Consider the following 21948-nt stretch of genomic DNA (forward strand, 5'->3'; position numbering starts at 1 on the left):
ACGAGCAGTGGCTGAGTTGCCCGGACGCGTGCCGAGCGGCAGCGCGAGCCGATCGCGCAGGATCGCCGGCGATACTGGCGGTTGGCGATGTTCTTGGCGCGAGCGACAGCTATTGTATAAGTGGGCAGCGCTACCGCGATGACCCGGGGGAGAATGTGATGAAGCCGACAATGATCGGGTCCGATCCCGGGAGAGGCTCGATCGCGACGTCGACCGCGGTCGTCGCCGCTCCGCTTGCGACCGGCGCCATCGTTCTTCGCTCCGAGCAGCGGGTTGAGGCGGAGAAGCAGCTCGCTCAATTTGATTTCGCCGCCATGCCGTCTGGAGACGTGATCAGGATCGGGCTCGATGCGGAACAAGCCCTCCAGCGGACGCTCGACGGTTTCCTCGCCCGGCTCGACAAGAACTCGGCAGCAGCGGTTTTCGCGCTTTTCGGACGGCTGGAGAAAGGGGTCGAAGACGCCAACCTGCCAGAGATTCTCGAGAAGGTACAAAACGGCGAGAAGCCGGGACTGATCGGAAGCCTGCTCGGCCGTCTTCGCGGCAAGCGGCCGGAGCAGCTCGCCGAGGAGCTGATGACCGCGATCGGCAACCTTGTTGCGGGGCGGACCAGAACGCTCGCCGACGAGATGGCGAGGCTCGAAGGCGAACTCGCCAAGGAGATGCAGAAGCTGTTCGCCGAGTTGCAGAATCTCGAGGCGCTCAAGCGGAGCTACGGCACCCATTTCGCTGATTTCACGTTGGCGGCCGGGGTCGCGAATGCTCTGCTGGACAAGGCGCGAAGCTATGTCGCTGAACAGGAAGCTGGGCTCGATCCAGCCGACCCCGTTGCGCAGGGCCGCCTGCTCGAGCTGAGGGACAAGCTGCGGCTGCTCGAAAGTCGCGCCCTGGCGCTGGAGGGAAGCTATACCCGGCTCCCCGCCGATCAGCTTGTAATCCAGCAGATCGAGCAGGCGGGGGTCGCGACGCTGCAGGAGACGGCGACCACCGTCGCATCGCGCTTCGCATCGATCAAGATGACCTTGCTGTCGATCCACGGTGCTTTCGCCGTCAAGAGCGTCCAGCAGATCGCCGGGCGCCAAGCCAAGCTTGATCGGCAACTGACCGAGCTTCGCGGGCGCGCGCTCAAGGACGTTGCCGTTTCGGCGGCGCTCGCGCCCGGTGAAAACCGCATCGCGCAGGCGCAGCAGATCGAATCCATCATCGCAACCACCAAGGAGATCCACGGGCTCGTCGAGGCCGCGCGAAAAACCACGGACGAGAAGTTCGAGCTTGCTCGCCAAAAGTTCGCTGACGCCCGGCGGGAGCTCGCCACCCTCTCCCAGAAATAGCCTCCATGCCCTTCCCCGGACAGAATGAAGGATCCGTGCGACTATGCTCACTCTCTCGTTGGACAAACCCGGTGCGGTAGCACCCAAACTCCAGTTATCGCTGAAGAAGGGCGCTCGGTTCACCGCCAAGGTCGAGTGGCGTTGTGACGCCGAGCACGCCGACGACGTCGACGTTCACGCGCTGGAGGCGCGTAACGACGGCAACGGAGCCAAGGTGGCCGAACTGGCCAGCGTGCTATCGACCTATAACACGACGCGGATGAATCCACGCGGCGGCGTGCTGCAGACCAACCCGGACGGCTCGTTCCAGACGCCCAGCGGTGGCCTGGCACATAGCGGTGATATGCGGGTACAGAACAATACGGAGTCGATCGTTATTGACGGATCGAAGCTACCTGCCGGTGTGAACGAGATCCCCGTGTTGGTGACCGTGCACGAGGCCGAGCACGGCGGCGGTCACGACACCGGCGAAGCAGCGGAAGACGAACCGGCGTTCGGTGACATCGACCTATGCACGATAACCCTGTCGGACGAGAGCGGCCGCGAACTCGGCGCCTATCAGCTTTCCTCCGAATTCAAGGACTTCAACGTGGTCCAGCTCGGCAGCATCCTGCTCGGCCCCGATGGCTGGGAATATGCAGCGGTGGGTCGCGGCTTTAACGGGACTTTCAACGACGTCCTCGCCCATTTCTCCTGATCGGCCCATGTCCGAAGACCCCGCGCGGAACGGCACTTCGATCGGCGAAGGCGGTCGGAGGCTGCGCCCGACCGTTATCGGCTCGACGACCGGCGGGAAGGCGGGTCCCGGGCGCGAAAATGACCGCCCATCCGGTACAGACGCGAGTCCGAGGCCTAACGCTCCCGACGAACGGGCAAGACTCTCATCAACCGCCAAGGCGAGCAGTCCCGCCCCCTCCAGGACAGTCACCGCGCCTACGGCTATTCCGGGGGTCGAGCGCAAGCGAATCGCGGTCACCGCGGCCGACTTGGAGCGGCTTTCCCCGGGTCTTTCACGCCCGGTCGCCGCAAAAGCGATCCGACTCGTCCAGAGTTTCGTGGAAGGCCAAAGCGACCGACAGGTCACCTTGTGGGGGCACGACGCTCAGAAAAACTATGCCGCTATCGTCTCGCGCACGCTGGCGCTTTCACAAGCCGAGGTGCTGAGCAGGGCCCGCGGGTATGTTCGCCGAATGGTTGATCTGCTGGGTGGAATCGATCTGGAGGCGATCTGCGGACTACGGCCTCCGTCGGGGGTGTTCGGCCGCTTATTCGGCGGCGCAGGCGACCGGATCGACAGCCCTCGTGAATTCGAAGCTGCGCGCGTCGAGCTTGACCAACTCATTGCGCTCACCGGCGCAGCGATCGAGCCGCTCCTAGAACTGAAAGAGGCACTCGAAGAGCAGGCGCGTCTCATCCGAGCCGTGACAACGGAGATCGAGGCGGCGGCGTTGGCGGCGGCGTTCTTGTCCGAACATCACACGACGGACCAGCCGGCCCTGTCCAGGCGGTTCCTGGAACGCAGCATGAGCCTCACGCAGACCGTGCTCCAGATCCGCGGCGGCGCTTCGTTGCACGACAACCAGGGGGAGCAGCCTCTGAGGCTGATCTCGGCGATACAGGACGTGGTTCTGGTGGCTATGCCGGGCTGGCTGGGAACAATGGCGGCGCTGACGACCGCCTCTTCCGCACGACGTCAACCGAACCCGACGGAGGTGGGCGAGCATCAACAGCAGCTCCGCACCATCCTGCAACAACTCAAAGCATGAGGAACTATACGTTATGGCTCTGCAACTCGACCTCCAGAAATCCGCCCGCACGCTGCGCGTGTCGCTCGACAAAGCCGGCGTCGCACCGAACGTCAAAGCCGAGCTCGCCTTCGACATGGATGTTTCGGGCTCTTTCGAGCATGAGCATGAGGAGGGCACGACCAGCCGGCTGATCCAGCGCCTCGTGCCCTACGGGATGGAACTGGATCCCGACGGACAGATGGACGTCTTCACCTTCAGCAACGGCAAGGGCAGCGTTCACCATGTCGGCACGGTGACGCCAGAAGATTGCGAAGGGTACATCGTTCGCAACGTGGTCGATCGGGTGCCCGGTTGGAACGGCGGCACCACCTACAGCTACGTTCTGGAACGCAACCTTCGGTATTTCGGCTGGCTGCCGTCAGAGCCCGAAAGCGGCGGCTTTCTCAGTCGCTTCTTCGGTTTGGACAAAGAGCCGGAGGTTCGCGCCAAGAAACGGTCCATCGTCGTGTTCGTCACTGATGGCGAGAACGATCCGGCGGATCACGCCCGAACGATTGAGGTGTTGAAGAACTCCGAACGGCGCGGCGACAAGATCTACTTTTTGTTCGTGGGTGCATGCGAGCACGACGTCGATTTCGGCTTTCTTCGATTGATTGCTCAGCAATTCCGCAATACGGGTGTCGTCATCATCCGTGATCTGGATGCTTTCGTCGAGTTGTCGGACGAGCAACTGAACGCGCAGCTGCTGGGTCCCGAGCTTCTCGATTGGCTGAAGACTTAACCGTCACTTCAGCGCACCTAAGCGTACATGCGGCAGAATGCGGCGCTCAGGTTAGCTTGCACAATGAAAAAAGGGGGAGCGCTACTCCCCCTTCTCCTCAGGAAGCGCCAGCGCCTTTGTCGCGGTGACCGTGCTCGTCGAGGTCGCCGGGCGTATGTCCCGGGTGGTCGTGATGTTGACCGGGTACCTCACTCTGGCCCTGCGTATCGCGGTGGCCGTGCTCGTCCAGATCCCCGGGCGTATGTCCGGGGTGATCGTGGTGTTGACCGGGCACCTCGCTCTGCCCCTGCTTGTCACGGTGGCCATGCTCGTCCAGGTCGCCGGGCTGATGGCCCGGATGATCGTGATGCTGGCCTGGTTTTTCTTCTGTCATTTCACTCTCCTTCTGGCGATGTAACGGGCGAGGCAGGGTAAGGCTCCCGCAAGCGCGGTCGGGAAGCGAGCATAGCTCCTCGCCCGCCTTCCATCGGGCCTGATATGTCAGCGCGTCTGGCGAGCGCAGGTCAGTACGGGTTCCGAACCCCGTCGATACTCGAGTTTGCCGCGTCCGATCACAGCAAAAGAATGTTCGCCAACGAATGGCCGTCCGGGGCTAGGGGCGGTCAGCGTCTCTGGTCTCGCAGTTTCGCTTTCGCGTATTTGCAAGCCGAGACCCTCAGCCTTGAAGTCGACGAGGAGAGTGGTGCCGTCCTCACATAAAAAGTGGTGCCGGCCGGCCACGCCTCTGCCGCCCACCTCGGCCGCGTGCAGTTCCTGCTCGCTGGGCACCTGTTTGGGCTGTTCCGCGGAGCAACCAACGAGAAACAGGACGAAGGCGGAGAACGCGGAAATGACGCCTCGGTTCATTCCTGTACGGTGTTCCGAAGTCAGGATCCTCATAAGCTTTGCATCTATCCGAAGTGCAATGCTTAGAGAACACGCCAGCGCCTCGCGTCAGCGTGACAAGCCGTTCAGTCCGCTGGAGGCGAACCAGCATATCGCCGCAGTGCCCGTTCAACCATCAGGCAGGAATGATCGCCTGAAAGACGTGATGGGCTAGCAACCGCGATCAGGGTCACCAGTGCCGGCGATGATGCCGCGGGCGATAATGCCGATCATAATAGCGCGCTCGCGGGTAATACCGAACCGGGTAAGCGGGGTAGTCGTAGTAGGAGGGCGCATAGTAGGGAACGGCGGGACGGTAGCCGTACCCGCCCAAGGCGATCGATCCGCCATGCCCATACCCGCGGCCATATCCGCCGTGTCCGCCATAGCCGCCACCATGTCCGCCCCCCCCACCATGGTGTTGCGCTGACGCGGTGCTAGGGATTGCAGCTGCGAGCGCAGCCGCAGCCATCAAAAACATCGTACGCATAGCTTACTCTCCCGTCGCCGCCCGGCGCGACCGAACAGCCGATTCTGACGGATCGCCTGAGGCCGTTGAATGAGGGCTGAACGGACCCCTGCGGAAGACCATCGCCATCGCAAATGACAATCTGGAAATTGTCGATCGGTTGAGTTGTACTTGCACCTTTTCAGGTTTCAGTAGGCAATTCGCCAAGCTTACGGCAGCTGGCGATCTACGAACCCATGAATGATGGCTGTCAACACCGTTTTCTGGAGGTTCAATCGCGGCTTTTTATCAGTAGCAATGTGGCATTCGGTCACATCTTGGAGACGATCATGAAGGGTCCTTTGATCTTGGCCGCGGCCGCGCTTGCTTTCATAGCGCCGACGGCGGCAACTGCCCAATCTTGGGGCGGGTATGGCAGCCAGGGCGGTGGCGGGGGTTATGGCCAGCGGGCTGGCGGGCACGGCGATGAGCATGGCGGTTCTTATCGGGGCGATGGCTATCGGCAATCGTGGAGCGGCTATGGCGGCGGATACAATCGCGGCGGCTACGGCTACAACAATCGCCACGATCGACGCGAGGAGCGCCGCGAGCGCCGGCACGAGCGGCGGGAGCGGAATGAACATTACCGCGGGTATGCCTATTAAGGCCTGACCACCGCAGCCCGGGGCGACGGTCCCGGGTTGTGACATCTCGGACGTGAGGAGGCAATCATGACTGACAATACGGCACCTGCGACGACGCGGCCGCAGGGCATGCTCTGCCCCGTGTGCCGCGTCGATCTCGTGCTTGCCGATCGGCAGGGCGTGGAGATTGACTATTGTCCGCAGTGTCGGGGCATCTGGCTGGATCGCGGCGAACTCGACAAGATCATCGACAAGAACGCGGCCTACGAGGCCGCTGCGAAACCAGCCGCGAGCTACCCCCCTCAGGCGACGCCGCCCGCTCCGGGCTATGCGCCGCCTTCGCCCTGGGGCGGCCATGACGAAGGCCATCACGGCAATCGTCATCATGGCGACCGACATCACGGTGGCGGACATCATGGCAGCTACCGGCCTGGCGGCTTCCTCGGTGGTCTGTTCCGCCACTAAACGCGGGCCGATGGCCATTTCGTCCAGCGCTTTCGATATTATATCGGGAACGCGGCAGGAGAAGCGACGTGATCAGGAAGTTGAATGTGGGATTGAGCGCATTAGTCACGGTCGGGCTTGCCGTGTCGCCCGCCGCCGCGCAGCGCAAGACACATGGCGCCGGCGTCAGCTGGAGCGGTTCCCACGGAGGCGTCAGCTGGGACGGCGGCCATGCCTATGAAGGCGGGGGCTATGGCGGCTACCCTGCGGCTGCTCCCCCGCGACCGGCATACAAGATGCCGCAGCTCTCGCCTTACCTCGCCCAAGCTCCGCTCGCACAGCCCGAGCGGCGCGACGATGCTCCGCGTGCGCAACATCGCGGTCCTCGCAGGTCAGATTGAGCGCTTCGCCCGATCCTGAGCGGAGGAAAGAGGGTCGCGGCGACGCGCCAGCCCCGGAGCGGGCACCCACTGGGCAGTCGTTGTGTTGTCCCGCTCAGATGGCCATGCTCATGATGTCCTTGTAGGCGGAAAGGACCTTGTTGCGGACCTGCAGGGTCGCTTCAAACGAGACCGAAGCGCGCTGCTGCATCAGCGCTACGGTGGCGATGTCGGTGGTATCGCCGCGTTCATAGGCTTCGGTGGCGACATCCTCCTGCTCCTGGATCGCATTCACCTTCTGGAGCGCGTCCTGCATCGTCGCGGCGAAGCTCGAGGGTGGAGTAGCGACGTTGCTCGGCCCGCGTAGCGAAGTTGGCGCGGGAGCGGAGGCTACGTCCCGAAGCGCGGCATTGCGCTGAAGAACGGCGTTGCGCAACGCCAGCACGTCGGCCACCCCGTTCACGTTCATCGCCCATCTCCCGCATTCACCAGCGCTGTCCACTTGTTCTGGGGTGTCAAGTTTAACAACTCGTTAGTCATGTTTGGCAGGGCGACGCGCAAGCCCAGCAGCCGACGTGCTCGTCAAGCCTCGCTTGAGCTCAGCAGTTGCTCAAGCACGGCGGTGCCGCGAACGCCCGCGATGCCGATGCCGCAGATGAAAGAGCAGCCCGCGCCGACGGGAGAGCGGTTCGAACATTGCATCCGGCCCTTCCGGGTCGAGCAACTCGGTGTCGGCCAACCATTCTCCCGCGGCGGTGAGCTCGGGAAGCTCATAGTCGCGTAGCGAACGTCCCGATGTCTGTAAGGCGGCGATGCTCGCGATCAGAGAGCCCGTTTCGACCATTTTGCTCGCCACCGCCTCGCGCGTAGCCCCGAGATGCTCGGCCAGGAGCCCGTCGCGAATGTCCGCGATCACCCGCTCGACACCCACGTCCGGCGCACTGGGCGCGTCGATCGTCACGTCGCACTCGGTATCGAGTCGCAGCGAGCGGTTGTTAAAGTTCGACGATCCCACCCGCAGCACTTCATCGTCGATGACCGTGACCTTTGCATGGACGTAGATCGGCACGCCTTCGGCGGTAAACGGGTGGTATAGGCGAAAACGCCCATGCACGTCGCGCTTGCGCAGTTCGGAAACGAGGCGCGCCCGCGCCGTGTCCATCGCGATCGGCTCAAGCCAACCGTTCGCGGTAGTCGGGTTGACGATCACGATCTCCGGACCGTCCGGTTCGTCGAGACGCCGTGCGATCGCCTCGGCTACGCGCCGAGACGCGAAATACTGGCTTTCGGCATAGATGAGACGTCGGGCGCGGGCGATAAGCGTTACATAAAGCGCCTCGATCTCATGCACGGGCTCCTGATCGTCCATCTGCGGCAGCGTCCGTGAGATACCGACCGGCACATTGACGAAGTCGGCAGCGAGCCCGGCGGGCCAGCAATCGCGTCCCCCAACGACCGGATCGAACGCCCGGCCGCCCGCCGCTCGCCACCGTTCCCGGCAGGCGTCGCCAAGGGCACCGGCGATTGGCCCCTCGAGCACCATCGCGGCGTCGTGCCAAGGCCCATGCGGTCGGCCGGCGGGCGTGATGCGGCGCGGTTCGCTATCCCGGTGTGCTCGGGTGTCCCATCGCTCGCGTGTCATGTCGATGCCGCCGCAGAACGCCACGCAGTCGTCGATCACCACCACCTTCTGGTGATGCGAGGCGGCGACTGGGTGATGGCCGTCGAGCTTCAGATGGATCTGCGGATCGCGCATCCAGCGCAGGAGCGTGAGTAGGGTACGGCCGTGGAAGAGCGTCGTCAGCGCACCGGTATCCCACCGAAGGATGTGGATTTCGAGCAGGGGACTTTGCTTGACCAGCCAACTGATGAACGCCCCGACCGTTGGCGGACCCTCATCCTGACCGTCGCCAGCAAAGTGGATGCGGGCATCGAAGTCCCAGCCGATGAGCAGGATGCGCCGCTTGGCCTGGAGCATTGCCGATCTAGCCGCTCTGAAATACTCGTCCGCGTCGACAATGAAGGTCGCGCGTGTCGCCTCGGCGGTCTGCCAGAAGGCGCGCTGGAGGGTTGCGGCACTCATGGGCTTGGACGGCTCAGCGTCCATGGCGAGGCCTCCAGGTCGCCACCCGCCATGCGTACCAGAGCACTAGCACGACGATGATTCCCGTCGAGAAAGGGCCCATCAAACGATCGACCACCCCATAGCGCTGTCCAAGCAGAAACCCGGCGGCGGCGAGGATTGCCGTCCAAGCGGCCGTGCCGACCGTCGACCAGAACAGGAACGGTCCCAAGGGCATCCGCAGAAGCCCGGCCGGGATGGACACGACCGATCGCACGGTCGGAACGATGCGGCCGACACAGACGAACAGCGCGCCATGACGACCGAACCAACTTTTCGCGCGTTCGACCTCTTCCCACCCCAGCGTCAACCATCGGCCGTGCCGATCAATCAACCCGTGTAGCCGGTCGATGCCGAGCATGCGAGCAACCGCATACCAGCAGAGGTTGCCGGTCATGGCGCCGGCAGCCCCGGCGGCAATCACGCCGGGTAGCGACAGCGCCCCACGGGCGGCGCGCAGCCCGGCGAGCGGCATTATGACCTCGGATGGCAGTGGCGGAAACACGGTCTCGACGAACATCAGCACGGCGATGCCGAAATAGCCGAGTTGATCGACAAGCTGCTGGATCCATTGCGCCACTTTTCGCTTCCTCTCGGCTGTTCGTCCGTCAAAAGCGGTTCATCTCCGCCGGAAAGATCAATGGTGGCCGCCTCCGCGGTGACCGCCCCCGAAATAGCCACCTCCGCGATGACCGCCGCCATAGTGATGCCCTCCGATGCCGATGCCGATCCCTAGCGATCCGTAGAAGGGCGACCCATAGTAGCGGCGGGGGTAGCCGCCACCGTAAGAAACGGGGCCGCGCCAACCGCCTCCACGATCGGCAACCGCAATCAGGCACTCGGTCGCCGAGGCCTGGGGAACCCCATCCGGTGTCTGCGGAGCAGCTCGCGTAGGCGGCAGGGCTGCCGGAGGAGCGGCGGCCGGTGCGCCGACTTGGGCATCTGGCGGCGCGATCGGCACCGCCCGGACCGCGCCGGGCGTGTCGCAAGGGACGGCGTAATAGGAGTAGGAGAGGGGTGCTGCTCGATAAGTGGCACAGCCGCCTAGAAGGACCGGCGCGGCGAGCGTCGCGATCAGACATGTACGGTGGTAGGACATCTTGTCGTTCCTTATTCAAGAAGGTTCGAGGTTGTAGAGTGGCGCACGGTCTGTCGTCGCCTGACGCCGGGCCGAAGCTGGTAGCGGCCACGGCCAAACTCCCAAGCCCCGGGCCGACGGATCATTTCGGCGCGCCCGTTACAATGACACGTCCGGCCGGGCGGCAGAGCGCACGCTCGGCGCTCGACAGCGAAAAGCCGATCAGGTGCGTTGTCGCCCGCGCCCTTCGCCGCCTTCGGCGATGTCGGGCATGCGCTATCGGTCGCCGGAACGATCACGGCTTTCGAACGTAGGCGGCAGCTTGACGGGCGCAGAGAACAGACGCGTCCGCGGTGGTGCTCATCATCCGCCGCGACGGTTCTGGGCGCGGGGTTCATCAACCCGGACGCTTGCCCCCACGTCGACCTTGTTCGCTTCCCGATCGTCCTAGCGAAACAGATTCCACGATCAGCCATCATTATCTCCGCGCGGCCAACATGCCGCTTGCGAGCAAGATGATAACGGCCAGGAGCAGGGCGGCCATCAGGCCCAAGAAGAACAGGCGGTTCTCTGCGGACGCGTCCGCAACGTTCCTGATCCGCCAGGCGACATAGCGTCCGCTCTGCTCGTGGGACCGGCGTCGCCATCCCAGGATGCGGCTGAATTCAGCCGGAGACAGCTGGAAGAATGACAGCGCCTCCGCAGCAGAAGAGCCTCGGAGACCTTCGATCCTGAGGATGGGATCGCGAAATGCGATGTCGAGCGGCGAGCCGGCCGGGGAGGGTAAGCTATTCTCGCCGGCATGGATCCGGTCGCGCACGGCCAACAGGTCGAATTGACGGGTAGGCTCCCGCTCAAGCAGCTCAGCCCACCGGAAAAGGCGCTCACGCCGGCACAAACTCGCTCCCGGCGGCGGCTGCGCAGGATGTCGTGTTGAGCTATGAACGCGTAGCATCGCCCGCGATCCCTCCCCGCGCCCAGTTTTCCGCTTCGGCCTTCTTATGCCGCTCGAAAAACCGGTTTTCCGCGGCGAATACGAGCCCTGAGGAAGCAGTGAGCCATTGACTCCACTTGGCGTCACCGACGACTGCAATTCGGCTGAATGTATTGCGGTGCGCGACTTCAGGTCGGCCATCGCCCAAAAGCGGCCCCAAATTCCAGCCGGTGAAACTAGGTCCGAGCTCAATCAGCATTGCAAACGGAGGCGATCCCAGGTCTTCAAAGCGTTCAAAGGCGGGAACGAAGTCGATGTAGTCCCGCGTTGTGAGGAGTCCATCTATGTACAGGTGCAGCAGTCCACCTTCTTCACGAGAATCAAGCATGAGAACCTCTAAGTAAATGGCGCGCAGATGAGGGTGCTGGTGACGGAGGTCGGCGGGAGCTTTCTGACGTGGTCACGCCAGACACCATGTCTTCAGCATATTCGTGCCGAGCCAAGCGTGGGTGCATATTCCCAAGACGAGGACAGCCGCCAATGCGACTGCGTCCTCCCAAACATTCCCCAATTGTGCACGTCGGGCGTCGATCGCTAGGCTCGCGAGCGCCACGACCAGATATGCTGAGAGAAGCAGGAACGCGGCCGCGACTGCCGGCGCCAAATGACGGCTTGTACAAAAACTGATGTGGCTGTGACGAGTCACGCTGCGCATTGCGAGAAGCGCGAGCGGCAGGCCGGCTGAGCTCAGCAGAAATAGGTGCAACGTTCGGCGCTGAAAGTTCCGACGGGCTGCCGTTCGGATCGCGTCGACACGGGCCTGCTCAACATCCTTGGCGGATGCCCGACGTCGTGGCGGTCGACTACGCGGCATGACTGCCGGTGCACGTTGGATGCCCCGTCTGGCCGTACCGCTGATCGCTATAGTGCGTAAGCGATGGGCCATCTTGCCCGCGACCGCATCTTGTACGCCCAACGAACGTGCGGCCCCGCTTCATTGCCCAGATTGACCGGCACTCCGGCTTGGCAAAAGTGAGAATGGCCGCGGATCTCATGACGCCACCGCGAGAATGAGGGAAGCAATGACCGAGATCGCAAGCGTAGCGCTCGCGAGCCAGCCGAGTAGTTGTAGCCAACCTCCGATCGTCCAGTCGCCCATGATGTCGCGTCGGCGCGCCATCAGCATCATCGCGGTCATCACCGGAACGGAGACAATGCCGTTGATCACGGCGCTCCAGAAGAGTGCCTGCATCGGGTTCACGGGTGCGAAGTTGATCGCCATCCCCACCAGGGTGGCCGCAATAATGGTAGCGTAGAACGCACGTGCCTCAAGCGGCCGCCGGTTCAGGCCGGTCGGCCATCGCCGCGCCTCGCCAACGGCGTAAGCAGCAGAGCCTGCGAGCACGGGTACCGCGAGCAGGCCGGTCCCCACGATACCCACGGCGAAGAGACCAAATGCAAAAGGCCCGGCGATCGGCCGGAGCGCCGCAGCCGCCTGCGCCGATGACTCGATGGTGATGGGGCCGGATTTGGCAAAAGCGGCTGCAGCCGCAATCATGATGGCGAGCGCGACCAGATTGGAAAATGCCATGCCGACCATCGTGTCGACCTCGATCCGACCGATCGCCGCAGCGCCCTGCTCGGGAGCCCGCGTCAGCGGCTGGCGCCGGGGGCTCTCGCGCATGTCTTCGACCTCTTGACTGGCCTGCCAGAAGAACAGGTACGGGCTGATCGTCGTGCCGAAGATCGCGACGAGCGCGGTGAGGTAGGTCGTGGACCAGGTTAGAGACGGGTTTACCAGGCGCTTGGCGACTTCGGCCCACGACACCTGAACGAAGAACAGCGTCGCAACGTAGGCCAGCAGTGCGACCGCGAGCCATTTAAGAATGCTGACGTAGCGTTGATATTTGAGGAGGACCTGCATCGCGACGCAGATCCCGGCGAAGACTGCGACCCAGACGAGCTGATCGCCACTGATCAACAGCCGTGTGGCGTCCGCCATGGCGCCAAGATCCGCGCCGATGTTGATCGTGTTTGCCACCACGAGCAATCCTACGAGAACCTGAAGCAACCAGTTGGGATAATGATGGCGCAGGTTGCCGGCGATGCCTCGGCCCGTCGTGCGACCGATCCGAGCGCTGATGATCTGCACTGCCGCCATCAGTGGGTAGGTGAACAGCATCGACCAAAGCAGCGCATAGCCGAACGCGGCGCCTGCCTGACTGTACGTCGCAATCCCGCTCGGGTCGTCGTCCGAAGCGCCCGTGATCAAACCGGGCCCAAGAACCCGCAGGATGCGCGGCTTGCTTGGCTCGACTACCGCACTAGGCGGAACCCCGAGGTTGTCGTCTGCCGCTGCGTTTTCAGGCGAGCTATCAGTCACGTAGCAGCCCGGTCTGCGGCGCGGGCGCGAGCGCGAATTGATAAGTCGCCGTCTTCACGCGGTCGCTCGCTCGTTAACTGGTCTCGAGTCAGCCGGCCTGTCTGGGTCCCGGTAGGCCAACAACCGCAGCGCATTGAACACCACCAGCAGGGTGGAACCCTCATGCATTGCGACCGCGGGACCGATGCCGAGGCCGAAGATTGTCGCGGGCACCAGCACCGCAACCACGCCCAGGCTCACGAAAACGTTCTGCCTGATAATTGATCGGGTTCTGCGGCTCAGGCCTACCGCGAACGGAAGATGCGCAAGGTCGTCTGCCATCAGCGCCACATCTGCAGTCTCCAGCGCGACGTCGGACCCAGCAGCGCCCATCGCGATGCCTACCGTCGCGTTGGCCATCGCAGGGGCGTCGTTGACGCCGTCGCCGACCATGGCCACCTTGGCCTGCGCTCGCAGCTTGCGGATCGCCTCCACCTTGTCATCAGGCATGAGATCGCCCCACGCCTCGTCGATGCCGACTTCCTTTGCGATGGCTTCGGCAACTTTTTGGTGATCGCCGGAGATGAGGATCATCCGCTTGATCCCGAGGTCACGCAGCTTGGCCAGAGTTGCCTTGGCGGCATCGCGCGGCGTATCCATCAGGCCGATCGCGCCCATGTCGCGATCGCCACGCCTGACGACCATCGTCGTGCGGCCACGCTCCCGCAGCCCAGCGATGGCCTCTTCCATCGGTATCGAGAGCGGTTCGACCCCGTCGATGCCGAACATCTCCGCTTTGCCAATGAGAATCCGCTGCCCATCAACCTGCGCCGTGACGCCACGTCCGGTCAGGCTTTCGACGTCGGTCGCGACCGGAAGCGCGGCTTCGCCGATGCGGTCGCGGCCATCTCGCGCGATTGCGCGAGCCAGCGGGTGATCGCTCAGGCTCTCGACGGCCACCGCGAGCGCCAAGAGCTCGGTTTCGGTGCTTCCCGAAGCAGGCAGGACGTCTGTGATCCGCGGGCGACCTTCGGTCAGTGTGCCCGTCTTGTCGAATGCGATCGCGTCCAGCGATCCGAGATACTCGAGAGGGCCGCCACCCTTGACCAGGACGCCGCCTCGCGCGGCGCGAGCTACGCCCGACAATACCGCACTCGGCGTCGCGATCGCCAAGGCGCAGGGGCTCGCGGCGACAAGAACAGCCATGGAGCGGTAGAAGCTGTCTCGGAACGGCTCGTCGATGACGACCCATGCGAACAGCAATAGGGTGGCCAAGCCCAGCACCGCCGGCACGAAAAAGCGCTCGAAACGATCCGTAAAGCGCTGCGTCGGCGACTTTTGCGCCTCCGCCTCGCTGACCATCTTCACGACCTTGGCGAGCGCGCTCTCGTTGGAGCGGCGGGTTACCTCGATCTCGATCGCGCCGCTTCCGTTGATGGTGCCGGCGAACACCCGATACGCTGCTTCGAGCTGGTCCGGATTGGCGCTGGCCGCAGCGTGATCGACGACTGGCCGCTTATCTACCGGTATGCTTTCGCCGGTAACTGGCGCCTGGTTGATGCTGCTCGTGCCTTTGATGACAAAGCCATCTGCCGCGAGGCGCTCGTCCGGCTTGACGACGACGGTGTCACCGACGGCAAGTTCCTCGACTGGGATCTCGCGCACCTGATTGTCGCGGCGCACGAACGCGGTCTGGGGTGCGAGTTTCGCAAGGGCCTCGATTGCGCGTTTGGCGCGCCCCATCGCATAATGTTCAAGAGCATGGCCGATGCTGAACAGGAAGAGCAGCAAGGCGCCTTCCGCCCACGCGCCCAGAGCTGCCGCGCCCGCAGCAGCGACCAGCATCAGCGTGTCGATCTCGAAGCGGCGTAGCTTCAGATTATCGATCGCCTCGCGCAAGGTATAGAAGCCACCAAAGAAGTAGGCGGCGATATAAAAGGCGAGTGGCAGCCAAGCTGGCAGCGAAGCAAGCTTCTGGATCGCAAAGCCAAGCCCCAGCAGAGCGCCGCAGATAAGTGCGAAGATCAGTTCGCTATTCGCGCCGAAGACTCCACCGTGGGCGTGACCGTGATCGTGATCGTGTCCGTCGTCATGCTCGTGCCCTTCCTTATGGTCGGCATGATCTCGGCCGTTCTGCCCAGCGGCGCTGCTATGATCGTGATCATCCGCGTTCGGCTCCACGCTGCCGCTGGTACCTTCTGGTATCCTCGACGACCTCGGCCTCAGGTAGACGCCTAGCTGCGACAGAATGCGCTGGAGCGCGGCCTCGCTGGTTGCGTCACGATCGTACTCGATGCGAACTGTTCCCGCCGGCGTGGCCTCTGCTTCGAGAACCCCCGTGCAACACCGTAGCCGCTCGCCCACGGTGCGAGCGCGACGCTCATGAGGTATGCCGTTGACCTGCCACACGACGTGTCCAAAGCGCTTTGTGATCGCGGCGCCCCGACTTTCGACGAGCCGTCGAATACGGAGAAGCGGTAGAATGGCTGGATCGTAGTGGATGCAGAGCTGCGGCGGGCCATTCGATTGCTCGCGGAGATGGGCGGAGTCCACTCCTTCCCTCTCGCGAATGTCGCCGAGTAGGCGCGTCACGCACGCGTCGGCAGCGCCGGCTATCTCGGGCAGGATCAACGGTATGTCGAGCCGCAGCTTGTTGGTGGTCATGCACTCTTCTCCTTGGTGCCGGTTTCCGCCCTCGCGTCACGTAAGATTTCGATGCCTCCCTTGATCGCGATCAGCGCTGTCGCGAGGCCAACCACGAGGTCGGGCCAGTTCTTGCCGAGCCACAGCACCAGCGCCCCGGCCACGAGGATGCCGCCGTTCGAAATGAAGTCGTTGAAGCTGAATGTGGTCGCGGCACGAAGATTGACGTCGGGGTTCTTCAGTCGTTGCAGGAGCCGCAGGCAGACATAATTCACGACGCCGGCGACCGCCGACATGACCATCATCGTGGGCCCGATCGGCTCACTGCCCTGAATGAACCGGCGACCGACATCGAGCAGGATGCCGGCGGCGAAAATGAGGAGCATGATGCTCGACGCCATCGCGGCTCGGGTCTTCCACGTCGGCCCATGACTGAGCGCGACCAGACTGAGTGCGTACACCGCCGTATCGGAAAGATTGTCCACACCGTTGGCGATCAGGGCGCTGGAATCGGCAATCAGGCCGGTTGCGAAAAAACCGGCGGCGATGGCTGCGTTGAGCAGCAGGACGATCCACAAGGTCCGACGCTCATCTAGACTGGAAGGGGAGGTCATCCCATCACCTCCTCGAGCAACAGAAGGATCAGAAATCCGACGAAGAACATGGCGCTGATGAGCGGCGTGTCCGGCTTTTCATGCGCTTCGGCGAGCAGCTCTTCCGTGACGAGGTAAAGAAGCGCCATCAACCCGAAGCTGAGGAAGCCTGAGACTATAACGGGTGGGAAGGTCGCTACGGGTGTTGCGATCAGCGCCCCGATCGGGAGCAATATCGCCAAAGTGCTGACCGTCGCCACAACCTTCAGACGGGACTTGAGCGTTTCACCGAGCTCCGCTGTCAGCGTCAAGCCGAGGAAGAGCACCTCCAGGGTGAGCGCGATCGTAAGCAGCAGGCCTGCCTTGGCACCGGCGACGAACGCAAGCCCGAGGACGAGGCCATCGATCAGGATATCAAGGCCGATCGCCGCGAGCAGGGCGACTGGCCCTTTGAACCGAGCCTCGATGGCCTTGAGCGCCAGCATCGTGCCAACACCCAATGAGCCTCCGATCAATGTCGCGGCGGGAGAGGCCTGGTGCATGACTTGCGGCAGAATTTCGGTCGCGGCCGCAGCGAAGACCACGCCGGCGGCCAAGTGCTGCATAGCGCTCACGAAACCGGCACTTGGTCGTCGCAAACTGGCCCAGATTGAGCCCAGGATCACTGCCAGCACGGGAATGACGGTATAAAGCAGAACTGTCATGGCGCGGGCCTCAGTTTCGCTGACACGCGACGGCTGGACCTTCGCTGCGTTCGATGGTCATACCGTTCTGAGAGAAGGTGGCGGAAATCCCATCGCCGACGAACGTCAGTCCTTGTGCCGGTGCGTCCAATCGCTCCTGCTTGCCGTTCGGCATGCTCGTAAGCGTGATTGTCAGGCCATCGGCGAGTGAGTCCACATGCCATTTCGAGCCGTCGTTGCAGCTATAGCGTTGCTCGTCGGTCGCGTTTGCACGCGCCGAGCCCTGTCCGTTGGCCGTCCCCCCGGCATTTCCACCCTCTTTCGAGCAGCCAGACAGCGCCGCTACGATTGCCAGCAGCAGGAGGAATGGTGAACTGTGCGTACGCGCGCTGCGCGGAAGCCGACGGTCAGAACCTGCCTTCGAGTTGCAGATCCGCTTACTGACGAATGTCTGCCGTGAACGCGCCCCGGGGTCGGGCGTCGTCCACGGCGCAGTCCTTCTCACAAGCGGGCGATCGGGGACAGATCGCCGGGGTTTAGAGCCGCCTGCGGGGACTATTGAACGAAAGAAGAATGAACAGGAGGCAAGGCCACGCGACTGGAAGAATATGCGATCTCGTGACCTTTCCGCCGAAATGTCAGTTGTGACCATGGCGGGTCTCCCCGGACATCTCGCCTGGAGCTTCGGTCTGAATCGTCGTGTGTTCGATCTCGAATCGCTCGTCGAGCAGCGAGGCGACGGCCTGCCGCACCACATTCGCCTCAGTTCCGGCAGCCACCGCCACGTGCACTGTGCACGAAATGTCATCATTGCTCATCGACCAGACGTGAAGGTCATGAACCCCGGCGACCCCCGGAACGCCTGCAATCGCCGCCCGAACCTCTTTTAGCTCGAGGCCTCTTGGCACACCTTCAAGCAGCACGTTGGTCGTGTCGCGTAGCAGGATCCATGTCCGCGGCAGCACCCAGAGACCGATGCCGACCGCGACCAGCGCGTCCACCCAGGTGTAGCCGGTGAAGCGGATCACAAGGGCACCGGCTATAACGCCGAGGGAGCCGATCATGTCGGCCCATACCTCGAGATACGCTCCCTTGACGTTGAAGCTCTGATCCTTGCCCGCCGTGAGCAGTCGCATGGAGATGATGTTGACGACGAGGCCGATCACCGCGACGATCATCATCCCGGTCGATTGAACTGGCTCCGGGCTGGAGAAGCGCTTGATGGCTTCGACGAGCACGTAGATCGCGATGGCGAAGAGAAGAACGGCGTTGAATGCCGCCGCCAGGATCTCGAACCTGCGGTAGCCGAATGTGCGGCGGTCATCAGCCGACTTTTGGCCAAAGCGAATCGCCAATAGCGCGATCACCAAGGCTGCAACATCGGTGAGCATGTGAGCAGCGTCCGAAAGGAGCGCCAGGCTGTTGAAGTAAAAGCCGCCGATTACCTCGGCGACGAGGTAAGTCGAGGTCAGCCCTAGAGCCCACTTCAGCATGGTCGCATTGGCGCCCGCAGTGTGGTCGTGACTGTGGCCCTGGGTATGATCGTGCATGATGTGGCTCCAGCGGTCAGTCGAAGTCCGCGTCACTCGGGCGCGGCAGGTAACGCTCGCTCAGGCGAACAAAGACGAGGACGAACAGGCCCAAGGCCGTTGTCACTCCCAAGAGAAAATATTGACCGGCGCCCGCCGCGATCCCAAGCGTTGCGGTGAGCCAGACACCCGCGGCCGAGGTGACATTCTTCACCTGATCGCGAGCGACAAAGATTAGCCCGGCAGCGATGAACCCAATCGCCTGCGCAAGGCCCTGAATAACGCGCAACGGGTCCGATCGCGTCCGCCCATCGGCGTCGAGGGTGTCATGGAGCAGCAGCGCGGAGAGCGTGATCGCGGCAGCACTAAGACCGACAAGCGCGTGCGTTCGTAGCCCCGCTGGAACCCCGCGCATCTCTCGATCAAGCCCGATGGCCAGGCCGACAAGCGTAGCGCAACCGAGGCGCAGGACCACGTCACCTGAGGAAATCATCGGTTCTGCTCCAGCCTCGTGCTTCCAGCGCTGGTCGACCGTCGCGCGGCGTTAATCGATGTTGTCTCCAGTGGTCGCGGCGGTGCTAATCCATGCCGCCCACGGAGCCGGACGATTTGATGGGAGACGGATCCCTTGGTCAATTGAGAGGCAGCCGTCATAAGGCGCATCGTTGCTGCAGGAGAACAACCGCAACCGAGATCGAGCCAGCCGATCCCGCGAACCCTACAAGACTAAGCCGCAGCATAATTCGCCGCTCGAATGGACCGTGCAGGAACCAGGTCGCGTAAGCCACGCTCAGGCCGGCAATATAATAGGAACCAATCAGTTCGAGCGCTGCGGCGATCGCCGTATCCAGAACCCAGGAGAAGCAATCAGCAGCGACCGATGGAACCAGACGCGTTAGGGCGAGCACAGCTGCCGAGCCTGCAGGGATGATGATCAGGCGCCTAAAACAGTCGAGCCGCCGCTCCAGAAGGAGCTCGCGGACGGGCGCAATGGAAGTCCGATTGTTGCGCGCCATTCCCCGGATCATCGCGAGCCGCCTCGGACCGGGTCAGGCTTGGCAGTGAGAACGGCCCGAGAAATGGCAGGCTCGGCCGAGACTTCTTGCTCAGCTATCCCCAAACCAGATGCCTCACCTGGTGCCCGGATCTGAGACCGGTCATTCGTCGCGGGGGCTCGATAGCCTAGTCGGGGCTGGAACAACGCACCGCCAAATAAGCCGAGATCGCCCGCTTCGGCGCGTCCCATGGCGGCGAGCAGCGCGAAACTGGCGACATAGGCATCGCGCTGGGCCGTCACGAGCTGAACGCGACTGTTCAGCAATTCCTGCTGCGCGTTAAGCACGTCCAGCACATTGCGGGTTCCGACACTGTTCTCTGCGCGGACGCCCTCGAGCGCGAGCTCGTTGGCGGAAACGGCTGCCCGCGAGGAGCGGATCACCGCTTCCGTCGCAAGATGGCGCGTGAAGGCCGCGCGCGTTTCCGCAACGACACGCCGTTCCACGAAAATCACCTGTTCCAATGACTGGCTGGAAAGCGCTTGGGCGCGCCGGACTTGTGCTCCCGGCAGGCCACCTTGGTAGAGAGGGATGGTTGCAGACAGCCCGACGGTCGCGGTCCGCTGCGCTTGCAGGAAGGTGCGGCCGGGGATCGTGCTGATCAGGGAACCCAGATAATTGTTATAGTTGCTTGAGGCCACGGCGGAGAGGCGTGGCAGTCGGGCCGCCTCTGCGACCCTGATATCGTAACGTGCCGCCGCAGAGTCCGCCTTTGCAGCGATCAGAAGCGGATTGTTGCCCAAGGCGATCGCCAGCGCCGCGTCGACAGTTGCCGGCAAGCCTGGGAGCTCCGAAGGCTGCTCCAGCTCGTGGGCAGGTATTCCAACAAAGCGCAGATAATTCTCGAGACTGGTGACCAGCTGTGATCGCGCCAACTCGAGTTGCCCCCGCGCCAGTTCGAGGCGCGCCTCGGACTGGGCAACGTCGGTTCGGGTCAGGTCACCGATCTGGAAACGGTCCCGAGACGCCTGCAGGTTGACCTCAAGCACCCGGATATTCTGGGCGTTAAGCTCGGCGATGGCGCTGTCGCGGAGGACGTCCATGTACACCGAAACGATCGCCGTGAAGAGATCCGCCTCGGTCGCACGGAGGTTCGCACGACCGGAGTTGACGCGGGCGTCGGCTGCCCGGATTCCGTTCTTGACCCGACCTCCTTGGAACAGAGGCACTGACAGATTGGCCGAGGCATTCGTCGCCCTCAAAGGAGCGGAGAAGCTATTAGCCGAGCGCACGACGAATTCTTGATAATCTGCGGTCGCCGACAGCGCCGGGCGGGCGGCCGCCTTGGCGATCGGAACCCCTTCGTCGGTCGCCCGGAGTCCGGCTCGGGCGCCCGTCAGGCTAGGATTGGTCTGATAGGCGGCCACGAGCGCTTCTCGCAGCGTATCCGCTTTTGCCGGAATCGCGACCGTGAGAAGAAGGGCAGATGCAGCCGCAGAGTTTGCAAAAATTTTCATCGACGCCCCCGTGTGTCCGACCGCTTCCGCGTTGGGGCGGAGCCCCGCATCGGGGCGGCGCGAGTGATCGTCGTGCCGCGTGCGAGAAAGTTGGACAAAGATCGGTTGGTGAGGGCTAACGCTCGATCCATTCGACGTTGCACTGGTCCGATGCCGAGCAGTGCTACGATACCGCTGCAGCGCATACGGTGCTTCACTTCGGTGCCATGCTCGGTCTTCTGGAGCTCAAACCCTTCTTCAACACCAACCAAGCCTCCCAAGCCGATCTTCCAGGCTATGCTGGCGTTCGGCTCAAACCGCGTTACCTTCGCTTGCGCGGCGATCGGCGGCAACGATCGGATGCGGGTCTTGTGCTCCAATTCCAGAACTGACCCCAGCGTCGCTTCACCCTTGAGTGTGACAAACGGATGCCAGTCCCGGTAATGATTGAAATCGGACAGCACGCGCCAGACGCGACCGACCGGCACCGGGAGAGCCAGAGAACTGTCGACCTCGAACAAGCTGCCCTCCTACGCGACAGAGCTGGATTCAGGATAAAGCGATGAGGCGCCGCCAATTACCTCGATGGCTTCCACCGTAATCAAGCCAATGCCGGTGATGTCTGCCAACTGCGCCGCGAAGGCGCGGACGCGAGCCTCGTCCTCGACGATTTCGATCACGACGGCGCGGTCGCTCTCAAGAACGTGCCGCTGGTGCATGTGCACCGACTGGCCGAACCCGATCAGCGCTTCCAAGATCGTTACGCCAGCAAGCCGGGCGTCTTTTGCCCTCGCTGCAATCTCCTGGAACACCTTGCGATCGCCGAAATAGGCAGACTCGTCGGTGTAGATGCGGAGCAGTTTCGTCTGCATG

The 21948-nt window shown here is 63.1% G+C and carries 23 protein-coding genes; 7 read left to right on the top strand and 16 right to left on the bottom strand.

Annotated features, from left to right (window positions below):
• Window positions 1-158 precede the first annotated feature (158 nt).
• From LPN01_RS04495 to LPN01_RS04515, 5 genes are all read left to right on the top strand, one after another.
• Window positions 159-1331: a hypothetical protein gene (locus LPN01_RS04495; protein WP_262827162.1), complete on the top strand. Its 1173-nt coding sequence runs from the start codon at window positions 159-161 to the stop codon at window positions 1329-1331.
• Between the two features lie 43 nt (window positions 1332-1374).
• On the top strand, window positions 1375-2028 hold the full coding sequence (locus LPN01_RS04500; protein ID WP_262827163.1) for a TerD family protein: 654 nt from the start codon (window positions 1375-1377) through the stop codon (window positions 2026-2028).
• Between the two features lie 289 nt (window positions 2029-2317).
• Window positions 2318-3097 carry a hypothetical protein gene (locus tag LPN01_RS04505; protein WP_262827164.1) on the top strand — a complete coding sequence of 260 codons (780 nt, stop codon included), beginning with the start codon at window positions 2318-2320 and terminating at the stop codon, window positions 3095-3097.
• Window positions 3098-3110: 13 nt separating this feature from the next.
• Window positions 3111-3860 (top strand): VWA domain-containing protein, encoded by a 750-nt coding sequence (locus tag LPN01_RS04510; protein WP_262827165.1) that lies wholly within the window; start codon window positions 3111-3113, stop codon window positions 3858-3860.
• Between the two features lie 124 nt (window positions 3861-3984).
• Complete coding sequence (locus LPN01_RS04515) at window positions 3985-4257, top strand: hypothetical protein (protein ID WP_262827166.1); 273 nt, start codon at window positions 3985-3987, stop codon at window positions 4255-4257.
• Window positions 4258-4340: 83 nt separating this feature from the next.
• Here LPN01_RS04515 and LPN01_RS04520 read toward each other — a convergent pair whose 3' ends face one another.
• On the bottom strand, window positions 4341-4739 hold the full coding sequence (locus LPN01_RS04520; protein ID WP_262827167.1) for a hypothetical protein: 399 nt from the start codon (window positions 4737-4739) through the stop codon (window positions 4341-4343).
• Window positions 4740-5429: 690 nt separating this feature from the next.
• Between LPN01_RS04520 and LPN01_RS04525 the strand changes: the two genes are divergently transcribed.
• Both LPN01_RS04525 and LPN01_RS04530 read left to right on the top strand, forming a co-directional pair.
• Window positions 5430-5837, top strand: coding sequence for a hypothetical protein (locus LPN01_RS04525; protein WP_262827168.1), 408 nt, complete (start codon window positions 5430-5432; stop codon window positions 5835-5837).
• 66 nt (window positions 5838-5903) lie between these two features.
• The gene (locus LPN01_RS04530; RefSeq protein WP_410482791.1) at window positions 5904-6281 is read left to right on the top strand and encodes a zf-TFIIB domain-containing protein; all 378 of its coding nucleotides are present in this window, start codon (window positions 5904-5906) and stop codon (window positions 6279-6281) included.
• Window positions 6282-6755: 474 nt separating this feature from the next.
• Here the strand turns inward: LPN01_RS04530 and fliE are convergent, their stop codons facing one another.
• The 15 genes from fliE to LPN01_RS04605 form a co-directional block, all read right to left on the bottom strand.
• Entirely contained in the window at window positions 6756-7109 is a 354-nt protein-coding gene (gene fliE, locus LPN01_RS04535; RefSeq protein WP_262827169.1) for a flagellar hook-basal body complex protein FliE, read from the bottom strand.
• A gap of 141 nt (window positions 7110-7250) precedes the next feature.
• Window positions 7251-8747 carry a phospholipase D-like domain-containing protein gene (locus LPN01_RS04540; RefSeq protein ID WP_262827170.1) on the bottom strand — a complete coding sequence of 499 codons (1497 nt, stop codon included), beginning with the start codon at window positions 8745-8747 and terminating at the stop codon, window positions 7251-7253.
• Window positions 8737-9342, bottom strand: a complete 606-nt coding sequence (locus LPN01_RS04545; protein WP_262827171.1) for a DedA family protein — start codon at window positions 9340-9342, stop codon at window positions 8737-8739. The genes LPN01_RS04540 and LPN01_RS04545 overlap by 11 nt, the downstream gene beginning before the upstream one ends.
• 976 nt (window positions 9343-10318) lie before the next feature.
• Window positions 10319-10660 carry a hypothetical protein gene (locus tag LPN01_RS04550; RefSeq protein ID WP_262827172.1) on the bottom strand — a complete coding sequence of 114 codons (342 nt, stop codon included), beginning with the start codon at window positions 10658-10660 and terminating at the stop codon, window positions 10319-10321.
• A gap of 118 nt (window positions 10661-10778) precedes the next feature.
• Window positions 10779-11162, bottom strand: coding sequence for an STAS/SEC14 domain-containing protein (locus LPN01_RS04555; protein ID WP_262827173.1), 384 nt, complete (start codon window positions 11160-11162; stop codon window positions 10779-10781).
• A 663-nt stretch (window positions 11163-11825) separates the two neighbouring features.
• Complete coding sequence (locus LPN01_RS04560; protein WP_262827174.1) at window positions 11826-13157, bottom strand: NRAMP family divalent metal transporter; 1332 nt, start codon at window positions 13155-13157, stop codon at window positions 11826-11828.
• 54 nt (window positions 13158-13211) lie between these two features.
• Window positions 13212-15800: a heavy metal translocating P-type ATPase gene (locus LPN01_RS04565; RefSeq protein WP_262827175.1), complete on the bottom strand. Its 2589-nt coding sequence runs from the start codon at window positions 15798-15800 to the stop codon at window positions 13212-13214.
• Complete coding sequence (locus LPN01_RS04570) at window positions 15797-16393, bottom strand: cation transporter (protein ID WP_262827176.1); 597 nt, start codon at window positions 16391-16393, stop codon at window positions 15797-15799. Before LPN01_RS04570 ends, LPN01_RS04565 begins: the two co-directional genes overlap by 4 nt.
• Window positions 16390-17076 (bottom strand): ZIP family metal transporter, encoded by a 687-nt coding sequence (locus tag LPN01_RS04575; RefSeq protein WP_262827177.1) that lies wholly within the window; start codon window positions 17074-17076, stop codon window positions 16390-16392. The genes LPN01_RS04570 and LPN01_RS04575 overlap by 4 nt, the downstream gene beginning before the upstream one ends.
• A 617-nt stretch (window positions 17077-17693) precedes the next feature.
• Window positions 17694-18605 carry a cation diffusion facilitator family transporter gene (locus LPN01_RS04580; RefSeq protein ID WP_262827178.1) on the bottom strand — a complete coding sequence of 304 codons (912 nt, stop codon included), beginning with the start codon at window positions 18603-18605 and terminating at the stop codon, window positions 17694-17696.
• 16 nt (window positions 18606-18621) lie between these two features.
• Complete coding sequence (locus LPN01_RS04585; RefSeq protein ID WP_262827179.1) at window positions 18622-19077, bottom strand: MgtC/SapB family protein; 456 nt, start codon at window positions 19075-19077, stop codon at window positions 18622-18624.
• A 157-nt stretch (window positions 19078-19234) separates the two neighbouring features.
• Window positions 19235-19600 (bottom strand): hypothetical protein, encoded by a 366-nt coding sequence (locus LPN01_RS04590; RefSeq protein ID WP_262827180.1) that lies wholly within the window; start codon window positions 19598-19600, stop codon window positions 19235-19237.
• A gap of 8 nt (window positions 19601-19608) precedes the next feature.
• Window positions 19609-21096 (bottom strand): TolC family outer membrane protein, encoded by a 1488-nt coding sequence (locus LPN01_RS04595; protein WP_262827181.1) that lies wholly within the window; start codon window positions 21094-21096, stop codon window positions 19609-19611.
• Window positions 21093-21596, bottom strand: a complete 504-nt coding sequence (locus LPN01_RS04600) for an SRPBCC domain-containing protein (RefSeq protein WP_262827182.1) — start codon at window positions 21594-21596, stop codon at window positions 21093-21095. The genes LPN01_RS04595 and LPN01_RS04600 overlap by 4 nt, the downstream gene beginning before the upstream one ends.
• A gap of 9 nt (window positions 21597-21605) precedes the next feature.
• Window positions 21606-21947: a DUF190 domain-containing protein gene (locus LPN01_RS04605; protein ID WP_262827183.1), complete on the bottom strand. Its 342-nt coding sequence runs from the start codon at window positions 21945-21947 to the stop codon at window positions 21606-21608.
• Window position 21948 lies beyond the last annotated feature (1 nt).

Source organism: Sphingomonas sp. A2-49, from assembly GCF_025548555.1.
In the GTDB taxonomy this organism is placed as follows: Bacteria; Pseudomonadota; Alphaproteobacteria; order Sphingomonadales; family Sphingomonadaceae; genus Sphingomonas.

Coding starts and splice junctions, on each gene's coding strand:
- LPN01_RS04540 (WP_262827170.1), bottom strand. CDS start 8,747: ATGGACGCTGAGCCGTCCAAGCCCATGAGTGCCGCAACCCTCCAGCGC.
- LPN01_RS04555 (WP_262827173.1), bottom strand. CDS start 11,162: ATGCTTGATTCTCGTGAAGAAGGTGGACTGCTGCACCTGTACATAGAT.
- LPN01_RS04570 (WP_262827176.1), bottom strand. CDS start 16,393: ATGACCTCCCCTTCCAGTCTAGATGAGCGTCGGACCTTGTGGATCGTC.
- LPN01_RS04590 (WP_262827180.1), bottom strand. CDS start 19,600: ATGGCGCGCAACAATCGGACTTCCATTGCGCCCGTCCGCGAGCTCCTT.
- LPN01_RS04525 (WP_262827168.1), top strand. CDS start 5,430: ATGAATGATGGCTGTCAACACCGTTTTCTGGAGGTTCAATCGCGGCTT.
- LPN01_RS04510 (WP_262827165.1), top strand. CDS start 3,111: ATGGCTCTGCAACTCGACCTCCAGAAATCCGCCCGCACGCTGCGCGTG.
- LPN01_RS04495 (WP_262827162.1), top strand. CDS start 159: ATGAAGCCGACAATGATCGGGTCCGATCCCGGGAGAGGCTCGATCGCG.
- fliE (WP_262827169.1), bottom strand. CDS start 7,109: ATGAACGTGAACGGGGTGGCCGACGTGCTGGCGTTGCGCAACGCCGTT.
- LPN01_RS04575 (WP_262827177.1), bottom strand. CDS start 17,076: ATGACAGTTCTGCTTTATACCGTCATTCCCGTGCTGGCAGTGATCCTG.
- LPN01_RS04520 (WP_262827167.1), bottom strand. CDS start 4,739: ATGAGGATCCTGACTTCGGAACACCGTACAGGAATGAACCGAGGCGTC.
- LPN01_RS04585 (WP_262827179.1), bottom strand. CDS start 19,077: ATGATTTCCTCAGGTGACGTGGTCCTGCGCCTCGGTTGCGCTACGCTT.
- LPN01_RS04530 (WP_410482791.1), top strand. CDS start 5,904: ATGACTGACAATACGGCACCTGCGACGACGCGGCCGCAGGGCATGCTC.
- LPN01_RS04595 (WP_262827181.1), bottom strand. CDS start 21,096: ATGAAAATTTTTGCAAACTCTGCGGCTGCATCTGCCCTTCTTCTCACG.
- LPN01_RS04605 (WP_262827183.1), bottom strand. CDS start 21,947: ATGCAGACGAAACTGCTCCGCATCTACACCGACGAGTCTGCCTATTTC.
- LPN01_RS04500 (WP_262827163.1), top strand. CDS start 1,375: ATGCTCACTCTCTCGTTGGACAAACCCGGTGCGGTAGCACCCAAACTC.
- LPN01_RS04565 (WP_262827175.1), bottom strand. CDS start 15,800: ATGACCACCAACAAGCTGCGGCTCGACATACCGTTGATCCTGCCCGAG.
- LPN01_RS04580 (WP_262827178.1), bottom strand. CDS start 18,605: ATGCACGATCATACCCAGGGCCACAGTCACGACCACACTGCGGGCGCC.